The sequence below is a fragment of the Lutimonas halocynthiae genome, assembly GCF_030409835.1.
Lineage (GTDB): Bacteria > Bacteroidota > Bacteroidia > Flavobacteriales > Flavobacteriaceae > Lutimonas > Lutimonas halocynthiae.
The window spans coordinates 290,635-305,378 of the sequence record NZ_JAUFQO010000002.1; the positions used below are offsets into that span (position 1 = coordinate 290,635).

Genomic DNA, 14,744 nt, shown 5'->3' on the forward strand with positions numbered 1-14,744 from the left:
CTCCTGCATAAAATTAAAAAAAATGAACAAAATTAAATTAATTACAGTGGTTGCTATTTTAGCTCTCTTTTCCTTCGCTGCTTGTGACAATTCAGATTTACCATCTGATAAACGAATTGAAGGAACTTATGTAGGTACAGTTTCTAATGTTTTAGGTAAAACTTCTTTGAATACCAAAGGTGATGCTATTGCTGAAATTACAAAGATTGGAAATCAAATGATTCAGGTACATCTGTACAATTCCGAATTAGATTCGACTTTTATGTTGAATTATTATGAAGATATGGATAGAATCAATGTATGTTTCACTGGTGAAGACTTTGAAGAAATGTATGGTCATATGCTTGGTCAAGGACATATAAATGGAGGCATGATGAATGATATTGGAAATAATGAAACTGAATGGATGCATCACCTAAATGACGAACATCAGGAAGGGGATAAACATTTCGGAGGTTTCAATATGTTAAATGAAACTTTTGAATATCATTTTAACCAAAGGGAAGAAGGAGAAATACACAATTATATATTTAGTGGAATGAGACAATAAAGATTATAATTATGAAAAAATACGCAATTTACATAGGAATATTGGTCATAGGGCTACTCTTAGGGTGGGTCATTTTTGGCGATTCACCTAATAAAGAAACGGAGCATAATCATAATGAAGTCGTAGAAACTAATCAAATGTGGACGTGCTCTATGCATCCACAAATTATGCAACCAGAACCAGGCGATTGTCCCATTTGTGGTATGGATTTAATTCCTGCTGATGGTGGAAGTGATGTATTGTTGGCGGACCAATTCAAACTGACTGAAAATGCAATGGCCTTAGCCAATATTCAAACAACCATTGTGAGTAAAGGAAATGTAGAAGGCAATACCATAAAATTATCTGGTAAAATTGCTGAAAACGAAGAAGCCAATGCAGTTCAGGTCAGTTACTTTGCTGGTAGAATTGAACGGTTGGATGTGAGTTTTACAGGCGAAGAAGTTCGTAAAGGACAGCTTTTGGCAACCATTTATTCGCCAGAACTGTATGCAGCACAACAAGAATTGATTACAGCAGGGTCTTTAAAAGAATCGCAACCTGATTTATACAAAGCAGTTCGTAACAAATTGAAGCTATGGAAGCTATCTGAAATTCAAATCAATCAGATTGAAGAAACGGGAAAAGTGCAAGAAAATTTTCCTCTCTATGCAACCGTTTCAGGAACAGTTACAGAAAAGTTGGTAGAGCAAGGGGATTACATCAAACAAGGTCAACCCTTATTAAATATTGCGAACCTCAACACGGTTTGGGGAAATTTTGATGTCTATGAAAATCAGATTAATCGTTTTAAAAAAGGACAGGAAGTGTTGATAACAACCAATGCCTATCCTAACAAGGAATTTAAAGGTAAAGTTGATTTCATAGACCCAATTCTAAACACCAAAACAAGAACCGTAACCTTGCGTGTGGTTCTAAACAATATGGATGATAGGTTTAAACCAGGAATGTTTGTAATCGCAAATATTGAAGGTTCTACAAGTAACAATGACGAAGTATTAACAATTCCTGTAACTGCTGTTTTATGGACAGGTGAGCGTTCTGTAGTTTATCTTAAATCAAATCCAGACCAACCCGTTTTTGAAATGCGTGAAATTAAAATAGGCAATCAAATAGGGAATGAATACGAAGTTTTAGAAGGCTTAATTGTTGGAAATGAAATTGTAACTAACGGAACCTTTACCGTAGATGCAGCAGCACAATTACAAGGTAAAAAGTCTATGATGAATAAGGAAGGAGGGAAAGTAGTGACAGGTCATGAAGGACATTTGGGAATGGATAACAATTCAGTCAATAAAGAAAATGACCATACCAATATGAATGAACGTTTGATAGTATCAGAGAAATTTCAAGAGCAACTAAAAGCGGTTTTGCATGAGTATATCAATTTAAAAGATGATTTAGTAAACGAAGATTCAAAAGGTACTTCGGAAAGCGCAACCACTTTACTTAATAATTTGAGCAAGGTAGATATGAAATTGTTATCGGATATTAAGGCTCATAGCCATTGGATGTCATTAGAAAAAGAAATAAAATCATCTGCAACATCCATTTCTAAAACGTCAGGTATAAAAATACAAAGAGAATATTTCAAGCATTTGTCATCACACTTAATCAATGCAGTTCAATTGTTTGGTGTCAATGAAAAAGTCTATGTAGAATTTTGCCCCATGGCAGATAACAACAAGGGTGCATATTGGTTGAGTGAAGAAGAAAAAGTCATCAATCCATATTTTGGCGAGGCAATGCTAACCTGTGGTGAAGTAAAACAAGTAATAGAATAAATAAAAACAAGTATAAATATTAAATTTTAAACAATGAATTTTTCAAAGATAAATCAAGAACACAAAAACAAAAATGTAATGGACGTGAGTAAAAAAGTAATTTTAAGTGTAGCTGTAATTGCAGCAATTAGTTTAACAAGTTGCAAAAACGAAACTAAAAAAGAAACAGAAAGTACAACTACTGAAATGTCTAAAGAAATGGCTATGACAGAATTATCTTTTGGCGTTAGAGGTAACTGCGGAATGTGCAAAAAGACAATTGAAAAAGCTGCTAAAAGTGTTGAAGGAGTGTCGGAAGCCAATTGGGATGTCGATAAAAAGAAAATTGATGTGTCTTTTGATGATACTAAAACCGATGCAATGGCAATTCATACTGCTATTGCCGAATCAGGATATGATACTGAAAAAGTTTCTGGTGATGAAGAAGCCTACAAAAATTTAGCAAGTTGTTGCCAATATGACCATGAGATGAAAATGAATCGATCTGAAGAAAAAGATAACCATTCAAACCATGATCACTGATGTAACTTATTAAACGATCAATAGAAAAATAATTGTCAAATATTGTTTATTTGAAAAAACTAACCCGGGTGAATTTAATTCGGGTTTTTAAATGATTAATTTTTGACAAAAGGGTCATCATAATATCATTTATAACCCTACCCTATCAAACCCTTAATCTAATTCACCTAAAACCTTCTGTATTAGACATAAATAACAATAGGATTTATGATACAATTTAAAAATAACTTCAATATGGATACTAAATAGTTTTAGAATGACTTTTCGCACAACCATTGCATTAATAAATTTTTATATTTGTTGAGTGAAAATTCTAACATTCATATTAGCAATTATTATACTGATTCTATCAGTAAAACCATGTTCTGACGGTCTAAATCTCGAGGACCAAAATCCAACGGAAATTAGTAGCAATCACAACCATCAGGAAGACAGTGACGATTCTTGTCCAGTAACTTGCATTTGTAACTGTTGCGGGATGTCAATTACCTACGAGCCTTTGGGCTCTTTTAATCTCACAACTAACTCAAAAATTTCTACAGAAATATTTTCTTCATATCAATCTCTGTATAGATTTGATTATCATTCCAATATTTGGCAACCGCCACAAGTTTAATTCAGATTTTATAGGATAATTACATCCTTTTATGAACCTAAATTGGTTCTTATTACTTCGTTTACACCTATTAGATTGGTGTTTATCGAATAGTTTAACTGAATTAACACATTATTTATGATTAATAATATCATTGATTTTTCAATCAATAACAAATTCATTATTGGTTTGCTTACGCTCACCATTTTAGGAACAGGTATTTGGAGTATGACCAAAGTGCCAATTGATGCTGTACCTGATATTACAAACAATCAAGTACAAGTCATTACACAAGCACCTAATTTAGGAACAGAAGATATTGAACAAATAATAACTTATCCCATAGAGGTTGCGATGAGTAACCTACCAAATGTTCAAGAAATACGCTCAATTTCTCGTTTTGGGTTATCAGTAGTTACTATTGTTTTTGACGATGATATGGGAACCTACCTTCCTCGTCAATTAGTAGGAGAAAAACTCAACGACATCAAAGAGCAAATTCCCAATGGGTTCGGAGAACCTTCAATGGGTCCTATTTCATCTGGTTTAGGAGAGATATACCAATACACACTTAAAGTTAAGCCTGAATTTAAAGACAAGTATTCGGTCACAGATTTGCGTACAATGCAAGATTGGATAGTTCAACGTCAAATGGCTATGGTGGAAGGTGTTGTTGAAGTTAATGCTATTGGTGGAAAAATTAAACAATACGAAGTAGCAGTTGACCCAAACGAATTAAAGGCGATAGGATTAACAATTACAGACATATTTAATGCACTTGAAGTCAATAATCAAAATACAGGTGGTGCATATATAGAAAAGAATCATCAAGCCAATTTTATTCGTGGTGAAGGATTGGTGCGTAGTTTAGCGGATATAAAAAAAATACTAGTAAAAAATACTAACAATATTCCAATTACTATAGGAGACATAGCTACGGTACAATTTGGTTCTGCTATTCGTTATGGTGCTTTAACTCAAGATGGAGAAGGAGAAGTTGTAGGTGGTTTAGTAATGATGCTTAAAGGGGCAAATTCTAATGAGGTTATAGACAATGTTAAGGAAAGAATGGCTCAAATTGAAAAGTCGTTGCCTGAAGGTGTTATTGTTGAACCTTTATTAGACCGAAGCAAGTTAATTGGAGAAACAACATCAACGGTAGCTACTAATCTCATTGAAGGAGCATTAATTGTCATTTTTGTTCTTATTTTCTTATTGGGTAATTGGAGAGGTGGTCTTATAGTAGCATCCACTATTCCCTTATCCTTATTGTTTGCATTTATTCTTATGAATGCCTTTGACGTTTGGGCTAATCTAATGAGTTTGGGAGCAATAGATTTTGGAATTATTGTCGATGGAGCAGTAATTATTGTTGAAAGTACTGTTTTCCTTATATCATCTCAGGTATTAAAAAAGAAGATTCTAACTGCAAAAGAACGGGATGGAGTTGTAGCAGAAGCTTCAAAAAAAATGATGAATGCTGCATTTTTCGGTCAGCTTATTATCCTCATTGTTTTTCTTCCTATTTTGGCATTACAAGGCATTGAAGGGAAGATGTTCAAACCCATGGCATTAACCTTTATTTTCGCTATGATTGGTGCAATGGTACTCTGCCTTACCTATGTGCCCATGATGTCAGCATTAATTTTAAGAGCGCCAAAGTCATCAAAAAAATCTTATGGAGATAGATTCGTACATTGGGTAGAAAATAAATACCAACCGCTGTTGGTTAAAGCCTTGCAAAAAGGAAAACTAATAGTTGGTATAGCAGTTATTATATTCGGAATTACAGCCTTTATGTTTACAAGAATGGGTGGCGAGTTTATTCCTCAGCTCGATGAAGGCGATATTGCATTTCACGCAATTTTAAAACCAGGTAGTTCACTTTCTGAAACCATTGAAACAACCACTAAAATTGAAAGAATAGTAAAAGCAAAATTTCCAGAGGTAGAAAAAATTGTTAGTCGTATAGGTGTAGCCGAAATACCAACAGACCCAATGCCCATGGACCTTGCAGATATTTTTGTAATTCTTAAACCTAAAAGCGAATGGACTTCAGTAGCATCTAAAGATGAATTAATTGATAAAATGAAAGAAGCGGTAGAAATCATTCCTGGTGTTAATTATGAATTTACCCAACCTATCGAAATGCGCTTTAATGAATTACTCGAAGGTGTTAGAGAAGATATAGCAATAAAGCTCTATGGTGAAGATATAAATGTGCTATCTCAAAAAGCAGAGGAAATAACAAAAATTATTGCAGGTACAGAAGGAATTGGCGATATGAAAGCTGAAGCTACTACAGGATTACCGCAAATGACCATTACTTATGACAGAAGTAAATTAGCACAATATGGAGTTAATATAAACACATTAAACCAAATAGTTCAATCAGCTTTTGCAGGTGGAAAAGCAGGTACAATTTTTGAAGGCGAAAAAAGATTTGATTTAGTGGTAAGGTTGAATTCTAACAATCGAAGCGATATATCAGATGTTCAAAATTTGTTCATCAATTTACCTTCAGGAGCTCAAATTCCACTTCGTGAATTAGCTGAGATAACCTACAAAGCCGGTCCAATGCAAATAAGTAGAGACAATACCAATAGAAGAACCTATGTCGGGGTCAATGTAAGAGGAAGAGATGTGAAATCACTAGTAACCGAAATAAAATCAAAATTAGATGCTAAACTTGAATTACCATCTGGTTATTTTATTCGTTATGGTGGTGCATTTGAAAATTTAGAACGTGCCAGTGGTCGATTAAAAACTGTTGTACCTATTGCTTTGCTTCTCATCTTCGTACTAATATACTTCGCTCTAAAATCATTACCACAAACCCTAATGATTTACATAGCTATTCCCATGGCGACCATTGGTGGTGTCGTGGCATTGTGGTTACGTGATATGCCATTTAGCATATCAGCTGGCGTAGGTTTTATTGTTCTGTTTGGGGTTGCTGTTTTAAATGGACTAGTAATGATCAGTGGTTTAAACGAATTAAAAGATGAAGGTGTAACCAATCTAAAAGACAGAATCACAGAAGGTACAAAAAGAAGAATTAGACCAATTATGTTAACAGCATTTACAGACATATTTGGTTTCTTGCCAATGGCAGTTTCAGCATCAGCTGGTGCGGAGGTTCAACGTCCATTGGCAACTGTAGTTATTGGTGGACTGTTAACTTCTACACTGCTTACCTTGTTTGTTTTACCAATTTTATACCATTGGGTAGAAAGCAAATCATTTAAGTTTAAACCAAATAAGAGAATCATTACTGCCACTGCCGTTTTCGTTTTGCTACTTGGTTTTTCCTCACAGAGCAATGCACAAGAGATAAATGATTCACTTCCCAAAATAACATTGGAAGAAGCTGTAAAGCTATCAAAAACCAATTACCCTCTTTTAAAACAAAAACAATTAGAAATTAAAAAACAGGAACAAATAAAATCCACTTCATTCGATGCTGGAACAACCCAATTATTTTATGCTGGAGAAGAAATCAATGATGAAATAGGGATTTATACCATAGGTATTGGACAATCAAACATAGATATATTTGGTATTGGTGCAAAAAAACGATTACAAGAGCAACGTATACAATTAGCACAAAAAGCATATCAATTATCAGAACTTGAACTGGAATTGGAAGTCAAAAAAGCCTGGGCTTACTGCTACCAGATGAAAAGAAAATACCAACTGTATAAAGAGCTGGATTCCATTTATTCAAACTTTGAACAAGCTGTGGCTTTAAATTTTGAGGTCGAAGCTATTTCCAAATTAGAATATTCGGCAGCCAAAAATCAGGCCTTACAAGTTCAAAGTAAAAAGGCTCAAGCGTATAGCGATTATGTGATTGCTTTGCAACAATTTAATTTGTGGTTGGTCTCAGATGAGCTTTTTTCAGTTTCTGATGATTATAAAGATGAATTGGAAATTAATAATGATACACTTAAAATTGAAGAACACCCGTTGTATAGCATATCACAGAATTTGATAGATGAAGCAGAAGCGAATTACAAAGCTGCACGAGTAAAAAATACACCCAAATTCAACCTTCAAGGTGGATTGCAAGAAGTAAACGGAAATTCTGGATTTTACACATATCAAGCAGGTATTTCAATTCCATTTCTATCTGGCACGAATAAAGCTCAAATAAGAACGGCTAGAATTGATAGGGAGATTGTAGAAACAAGTCTACTTTTCAAAAATCAAGAAGTTCAATCGAGATTTATTCAGGCTAAAGAAAAGTATAAGAAATGGAAGGTAACATGGGAGTTCTATAAAAATGAAGTGCTCTTAGTAGCCAAAGAACAAAAAATGGGAGCTTTATTAGCTTATAAAGAAGGTGAAATAGATTATACCACTTTTACACAACTTATAAAAGAAGCCATTCAATCTGAATTGGAATCCCAAACCGCATTAATCAACTATTTAGAAAGCACATTTCAATTACAATATTTTAATCAATAAGACAATGAAAAATATAACATATAAGTTTCTAGCATTATTAATAGCGTCAACTTTAGTAACTGCTTGTGGTGATAAAGAAAAGCCCAACGAGAATAATGGTTATTCCCGTAATGAAGAAGCTAAAACTGAATTAAAAGAAGAAAACCATGAGGGTGCAGAAGTTATGCTTTCTCAGCAACAGTTTGAGACACTTAAAATGAAAATTGATACACTGGCTTTTCGTAATATAAGTAGTTATGTAGAAGCTAACGGTACATTAGAAGTACCACCGCAAAACGAAGCGGCAATTACTTCTGTAGTTGGAGCTAATGTAGTATCTATTAAGGTAATTGAAGGCGATAAAATCAATAAAGGTCAAGTAGTAGCTTATCTTTCACACCCCAATATTATAAAACTTCAAACCGATTATTTAAATGCTTACAGCAACAGTAATTTTTTGAAAATGAATTATGAGCGCCAACAAAAGCTGTATGATGCAGGCGTTGGTTCAGGTGCTAATTTTCAGAGAGCAAAGGCAGAGTACGAGGCATCAAAAGCATTAGTAAATGGTCTGGATGCTCAATTAAAAATATTGAATGTCAATACAACATCTATTCTGAATGGTTCTATTGCTCAAAACATTGCCTTGCGAAGTCCGATAGAAGGTTTTGTGCAAAAAGTTGAAGTAAAAATAGGCCAATATGTAGAGCCACAGACAGAGTTATTCGAAATTGTAAATACGCATCACGTTCATGCAGATTTAATGGTATTTGAAAAAGATGTATATTACGTTAAGAAGGGTCAAAAGGTAAGCTTTACAGTACAATCTATACCTGACACAGAACTTACAGCAGAAATTTATTCCGTAGGTAAAACATTTGAGGATAACCCAAAAGCTGTTCATATTCACGCTGAGATAGAAAATAAAAAAGGTAACTTAATTCCTGGGATGTATATTCAAGGTAAAATACAAATTGAAAGTACTAAAGTAAGAGCATTGCCAGAAAGTGCTATCATAAAAGAAGGGGGTAAGTATTATATTTTTACAGTAGATAAAGAGGATGACAAGTGGAGCTTTAAACCTATTGAAGTGATTACTGGGGAAAAAGATGATAATTGGATTTCAATTCAAATTACTGAAGAAATAGAGGCAAACAAAAAATTCGCTTATAACAATGCCTATTATCTTATGGCAGAAATGAAAAAAGGTGAAGCAGAACATGAACATTAATTATGGAAACAATCGAACAGGTATTAGAGTCAAAGAATATACGGGTTACTGCAATGCGCTTATTGATTTATAAGTTTCTTGTGGAAAATCAGGTGGCTGCAACATTAACCGATATTGAGAACACTTTTGAAAAGGCAGATAGAACAACTTTGTATAGGACTATTAAAACATTTGTGGAGAAGGATATTGTACACCAAATAGACGATGGGACTGGTATAGTAAAATATGCTTTGTGTGAACAGGATTGTAGCTGCGAAATTGAAACTGATTTGCACTTACATTTTCATTGCAATAATTGTAATGAAACCATTTGTCTAACAGAACACAAAATTCCGAAAATAAAAGTGCCAGACGGCTTTGTTTCAGAAAACGTAAACTTAGTAGTTAAAGGAATTTGCGATAAATGTAGTGGATAACAATGCACTTCCAATGCATCTATTTTTTACGTTTTTTTGCTTGTAAGAAAATGTAACTAAAAAGCGATGAAATTATTTATATACCTGTTAATATATTTTTTATTAGTATTTATAATAAGGTCAATTTGGTTAAAGCTAAAGACTGGAGTAAACCCTATAGCTTTTAATAAAACAGATGATGCTCACGGCTATAACGGTAAGGTATTTACGGTAATATCTTTTTTGGAGCTATTCATTGTTGGTATTTATGCTTTTAAAATTGAATGGTACAAGTATTTACTTCCTTTTTGGTATCTAGAAAATGACACTTTATCTAAAGTAGGTTGGGGATTTTTAATTCTATCTCTAATTGTAGTTTGGATCGCTCAATCACAAATGGCTAATTCGTGGAGAATTGGAATTGATGAAAAGAATAAGACAAAACTTGTAACTAAAGGATTATTTTCTATTTCCAGAAACCCAGTATTTCTTGGAATTATGATTGCTAATATTGGATTGTTTTTGGTCATTCCAAATGCTTTTACACTTTTGATAACCTCATTGTCGATAATAAGCATAAATACACAAATCAGATTAGAAGAAAAATATTTAGGGCGAGAGTTTGGTAATGATTATTTAGAGTATGTGAAAAAAGTAAGGCGTTGGATATAGGCGCTTTTTTATTTGAAAAAAAATTCTGTTAATCATTATGCAAAAAACAATCTTTAATATAACTAAAATGGACTGTCCATCAGAGGAAAATCTTATCCGAATGAAACTAGACGGAATTCCAAATATTGCGAATTTGGATTTTGATATTCCCAATCGAATATTGACCGTTTTTCATAGGGGAGAAATTGAACAAATTGAAAAGTCTATAATCGAACTGAATCTAGGAGGTAAAAAAATATCAACTGAACAGACGGAACTAACAAGTTTTGATGAAAACTTAAATCAAAAAAAATTACTTTGGACAGTTCTAGCTATTAATTTCGCATTCTTCCTTATTGAAATGACAACAGGGTTAATCTCAAAATCAATGGGGCTCGTTGCTGACAGTTTGGATATGTTAGCAGACAGTTTTGTTTATGGAATTAGCTTATTTGCAGTTGGAGGAACTTTGACAAGAAAAAAAAGGATAGCAAAGCTTGCTGGATATTTTCAAATAACACTTGCAATTATTGGATTTATAGAAGTGCTAAGGAGGTTTTTTGGAACAGAAAGATTGCCTGACTTTTCAACTATGATAATCGTATCCATTTTTGCACTAATCGCAAATGGTATTTGTTTGTATTTGCTCCAAAAATCAAATAGCAAAGAAGAAGCTCATATGAAAGCGAGTATGATATTTACTTCTAATGATGTTATTATTAACTTGGGAGTCATCGCAGCAGGTCTTTTGGTAAATTGGCTGAACTCAAATAAGCCCGATCTTATAATCGGAACAATAGTCTTTGCATTGGTCATTCAAGGAGCTATAAGAATATTAAAATTGTCTAAATAATTTAGTTAGAAACTTTACTTAAACCCATAAACTCATTAATTTTCCACACATCTGTACCTTAATAAGATATTTAATTGAATATCAGACGTTATTACTTTCTGTTATAAGTGACAAACTACCTACAACATCTGGTATAACCAATAGGTCTAATCATCCTCTGAAAAGAAAATGAAATTAAACAACAAACCAATTAATTAAAACAAACCAACGTGGGTGAGCTAATGCTTATGCCAGATGTTGTAGCATATTATGCCCCGTCCTGAATAAAGGCTACATTTTTAAGGAAGGCTAGTAAACGAGAGATTCATGGATCTAAAAAATTAAAATTCATATATTTGTATAGACGAATTAAAAAACTATAATTTGAGTATTTTTAGAGTTCACAATTCGTCAACATGAAACATAGAATTTAGCACATACCTTACAAATAGGCAAACAACCGAATTAGGTTTGAATCCTGTCGGGGTCACAAATGAAAGAAAACCTCTCGCATAGCGAGGGGTTTTTTATTTGGAGAGACCGTTGAAAATTCATTTTCAAAAGGACTCGACAAATAAAAAACACAATCAGGCCTAAGCCTGATCAGGGTTTTCTTTCTCAGAACGGAGTTTTTTCAGGATCAACGCAGTTAATCCTGGTTTTTCGTGTAAGAATTTTTCAAATAAAAAACACAATCAGGCCTCAGCCTTATGTGAGTTTTCTTTCTGAACATGAAGCTTAGTCTGGATGCTGAAAGCAATTCTTTCGCGGCCCAACTTCTAAGTAATTTCGATCAATATTCGCATTCTAAAGGTGTCCAAATCGGACGCATTATTTAAAACTTTTTATGGACACCAGAAATTATGCATCATATTGTGCTTAAATGATTTACGCATCTTTTTATTGTCATTTATTTCGGGTATTATTAGTATAGAATCTTGAAGATTAGTCAATCAAAAGATGTGACAGATTATATGTGACAAGTTTATCCTGTTGTAATCAGTTAAGATTTTATCATAATACTGACTATCATCAGGGAGTTTATCACAAATTTTGCGGGAGAATGCGATTGTAAACACTTTCTATAAGATCTCAAAGTAGCCCCTGGGACATTAATTCAAAAATAACATCTGAAATATGGTTTTTTTTGTATTTCTCCAAAATGTTTCTTCGATGCGTGTTTACTGTATGCAGACTCAGAAACAGATTTTCTGCTACCTCAGAACTTGTCAGTCCGGTTGCTACTAGTTTTAATATCTCAAATTCACGCGCTGTTAATTGATGCCCATAACTTAGCAATTCTTCATCAGGAAACCTGAACAGTGAAATGTCATTTCCTACATAGTAATGAAAACTGTCTTTTTTTATCGGGTAAGTATCAATATTGGTATTCACCTGCATATAGTATACAGTTTTATGTGGTGTGGGGCTATAAAACATATAACATTGAAAAAGGTGATCAGCATAACTTTGATCGGGTTTTTGCATTCGAATATTTGTCGATAATAAGGCAGAACCTTTATGTGCAAGAAGTAGGTCTTTATCAAGATCCAATAATTTGGAACGTCCCATTCCAAATCGTTCAAGATCATCAGGATGCACCCTGTTCAACATTTCCAAAGGTGTATTGGTGGCCGGATCTACTCCCAGCATTTCCATACTTTGTTTACTTGTATAGATAATCTCAATTTTAGTAAGATCCATCATGATGAGCATCTGATCATTCTCAGTCATCTTTTCCCCTAATTTTTGTATCAGCGGATCTTCTTCATTTATGTTTAGAAAGCCGGAAGGCAGATAGGATTCAATAAAGTCGTGATAAATACTATAATTATAAGATGTTGCCAAATTACCGAAGACAAGGGGCTTATGGTTTTTTTTCGACATATGTTATATGAATCTATATAATTGAAAAGACATGTAAATATAGAAAAAATACCAACAAATGAGTATTGTGTTTTTTTGTTTATGCAGGTAACTTTGAATCGATAGATCAGATAACCCTTTTAAATTGATCTTAAGATTATGGCAGAATTAACAGCAAATTTATTTCGAAATTATTTTGGTGGAAGCTGGTTGGCTAAAATTTCAAGAAACGGTGAATATTTGCGTGACATAGAGTTTAATTGGCCCGAAGCATTTGGAAAGTATTCATCATTTGGGACTGAAGAAGGCTTAAAAGTTCCACCTGGAGGAGGTTTTCACGATGATACGATGAAGGTGACTGTGTCGGGATGGCGTCAGGATGTCAAGAGATGGTACATTTCCTGGTTCAATGAGTTTGGTGGTTACGGAGAAGTGCAATGGACTTCTCAACAGATAGTGAATGGCATAAATATTCTTTATGGGTTTGGCCATGAGTGCAAGCAAGAAAGCGATGACCTAACCAATCATATTATTTTATGTGAAATGACAGATCAGAATAATTTCAAATATACAATTCGCAGTTTCAAGAAAGGATTAATCCAAATTATGGCGAAGCGCACACGGACTGCAGAAGAACTTAAGATCCTTATGAAGGATGAAGTTAAGGAGGTCATTCCATTTACTGATTTATTATAAAGCCCACTCTAAATTATATAAATGCTATTTAAAATTAGTATGAAAGATTCCATATATAAACAAGTATTAACCTTTGTATTCATATTTTGCCTCAATTTACAAGCTTTTGGGCTGAGTCATTCTATGGGGGTAATACCAATTGATACGCTAAAGAGTAAAGCCGACAAAAAATTGGATAGACAAAATGAGAGGGATATTTTTAAAAGCAACAATAAAAGGTTTAAGATTAGTTTTGACTATGTACATGCAACACTGGATACTGAAATATCATTTGAATTACCCGAAGGAAATTTACACTCCGTCATAAGTCTTGAAAATGATCTGGGTCTGCCCTCTAACAGTTACTTTTTTACGGGCTCATTTTTATATAGAATTACACCTAGTAGTGGTCTATATGCACAGTATTATGGAATCAACAGGAAGGAGAATACCCAAACAAAAAGGGATTTAATTTTTAAAGGTGAAATCATCCCTGCCGGAACCGATATAGAAGCGCATTTCAACACTCAGGTCATAAGTACAGGTTATTTGTATTCTGTGTTAAAAAATCCAGATGCACATTTAGGGTTTTATTTCAATATTTACTTAATGTTTCTGGAAACAGCTGTACAATCAGCATATGGGTATCAGGATTTAAACGTTGAGCTTGTAGCTCCGCTACCAAATTTTGGAATACTAGCTTCTTTCAAACTGAATAAATGGCTTTATTTCAACGGAAATATAGGCTTCTTCGCATTAAAGTTAGAAGACTTTGGTGGCTCTCTACACAATCTTGATATTGCCTTTATGGCCAAGCCCGTTGATTGGTTAGGTATTGATCTTAGTTATCAGGTTTTTGATGTTATGGTCGAATTTCCATCAGATGATATCAACACCAAAATTGATTATAATTTTAGAGGACCTTCCATCGGGTTATCGTTCTTTTTTTAAAAATTACTGATTAGAATTAAAATATATAGGCAAATGGATATTTCTTTTAAAAAGGTTGAGAATGGTAAAATCATTCTTATTAATGAAGATTTAAAGCCCGGGAATTGGCAAGAAAAATCAGATTGGATACCTGCTTGTCTGGTTTATATTTATTGGATTAGCAGCTGGGCTACTTGTCTTTTTTTATAGAAAGGGATGGTTTGATTATTGGCATTGAGTAAAATTTATCGAAATAATGAAGTT

13 protein-coding genes are annotated in these 14,744 nt (G+C 33.6%); 12 read left to right on the top strand and 1 reads right to left on the bottom strand.

What is annotated here, in order from left to right:
• Positions 1-22: 22 nt before the first annotated feature.
• The 9 genes from QWY87_RS04270 to QWY87_RS04305 all read left to right on the top strand — a co-directional run bounded on the left by QWY87_RS04270 (position 23) and on the right by QWY87_RS04305 (position 11,030).
• Positions 23-550, top strand: a complete 528-nt coding sequence (locus QWY87_RS04270; RefSeq protein WP_290288620.1) for a hypothetical protein — start codon at positions 23-25, stop codon at positions 548-550.
• An 11-nt stretch (positions 551-561) separates the two neighbouring features.
• On the top strand, positions 562-2,334 hold the full coding sequence (locus QWY87_RS04275; protein ID WP_290288622.1) for an efflux RND transporter periplasmic adaptor subunit: 1,773 nt from the start codon (positions 562-564) through the stop codon (positions 2,332-2,334).
• Between the two features lie 33 nt (positions 2,335-2,367).
• Complete coding sequence (locus QWY87_RS04280; protein ID WP_290288624.1) at positions 2,368-2,856, top strand: heavy-metal-associated domain-containing protein; 489 nt, start codon at positions 2,368-2,370, stop codon at positions 2,854-2,856.
• A 304-nt stretch (positions 2,857-3,160) separates the two neighbouring features.
• Positions 3,161-3,472, top strand: a complete 312-nt coding sequence (locus tag QWY87_RS17850; RefSeq protein WP_353959156.1) for a DUF6660 family protein — start codon at positions 3,161-3,163, stop codon at positions 3,470-3,472.
• A gap of 117 nt (positions 3,473-3,589) precedes the next feature.
• On the top strand, positions 3,590-7,921 hold the full coding sequence (locus QWY87_RS04285) for a CusA/CzcA family heavy metal efflux RND transporter (RefSeq protein ID WP_290288625.1): 4,332 nt from the start codon (positions 3,590-3,592) through the stop codon (positions 7,919-7,921).
• 4 nt (positions 7,922-7,925) lie between these two features.
• Positions 7,926-9,131 (top strand): efflux RND transporter periplasmic adaptor subunit, encoded by a 1,206-nt coding sequence (locus QWY87_RS04290; protein ID WP_290288627.1) that lies wholly within the window; start codon positions 7,926-7,928, stop codon positions 9,129-9,131.
• A gap of 2 nt (positions 9,132-9,133) precedes the next feature.
• Complete coding sequence (locus QWY87_RS04295; RefSeq protein ID WP_290288630.1) at positions 9,134-9,547, top strand: Fur family transcriptional regulator; 414 nt, start codon at positions 9,134-9,136, stop codon at positions 9,545-9,547.
• Positions 9,548-9,613: 66 nt separating this feature from the next.
• Positions 9,614-10,198: a methyltransferase family protein gene (locus QWY87_RS04300; protein WP_290288633.1), complete on the top strand. Its 585-nt coding sequence runs from the start codon at positions 9,614-9,616 to the stop codon at positions 10,196-10,198.
• A gap of 37 nt (positions 10,199-10,235) precedes the next feature.
• Complete coding sequence (locus QWY87_RS04305; RefSeq protein ID WP_290288636.1) at positions 10,236-11,030, top strand: cation efflux transmembrane domain-containing protein; 795 nt, start codon at positions 10,236-10,238, stop codon at positions 11,028-11,030.
• A gap of 1,071 nt (positions 11,031-12,101) precedes the next feature.
• On the opposite strand, the gene QWY87_RS04310 is transcribed toward QWY87_RS04305, so the two are convergent.
• Positions 12,102-12,896: a response regulator transcription factor gene (locus tag QWY87_RS04310; protein WP_290288638.1), complete on the bottom strand. Its 795-nt coding sequence runs from the start codon at positions 12,894-12,896 to the stop codon at positions 12,102-12,104.
• Positions 12,897-13,034: 138 nt separating this feature from the next.
• Here QWY87_RS04310 and QWY87_RS04315 point away from each other — a divergent pair, with 138 nt between their 5' ends.
• From QWY87_RS04315 to QWY87_RS04325, 3 genes are read left to right on the top strand one after another with little or no spacing between them, the layout of a single operon-like run.
• On the top strand, positions 13,035-13,571 hold the full coding sequence (locus tag QWY87_RS04315; protein WP_290288640.1) for a hypothetical protein: 537 nt from the start codon (positions 13,035-13,037) through the stop codon (positions 13,569-13,571).
• Between the two features lie 39 nt (positions 13,572-13,610).
• Positions 13,611-14,501, top strand: a complete 891-nt coding sequence (locus QWY87_RS04320; RefSeq protein WP_290288642.1) for a hypothetical protein — start codon at positions 13,611-13,613, stop codon at positions 14,499-14,501.
• 33 nt (positions 14,502-14,534) lie between these two features.
• Positions 14,535-14,690 (top strand): hypothetical protein, encoded by a 156-nt coding sequence (locus QWY87_RS04325; protein ID WP_290288644.1) that lies wholly within the window; start codon positions 14,535-14,537, stop codon positions 14,688-14,690.
• Positions 14,691-14,744: the final 54 nt, after the last annotated feature.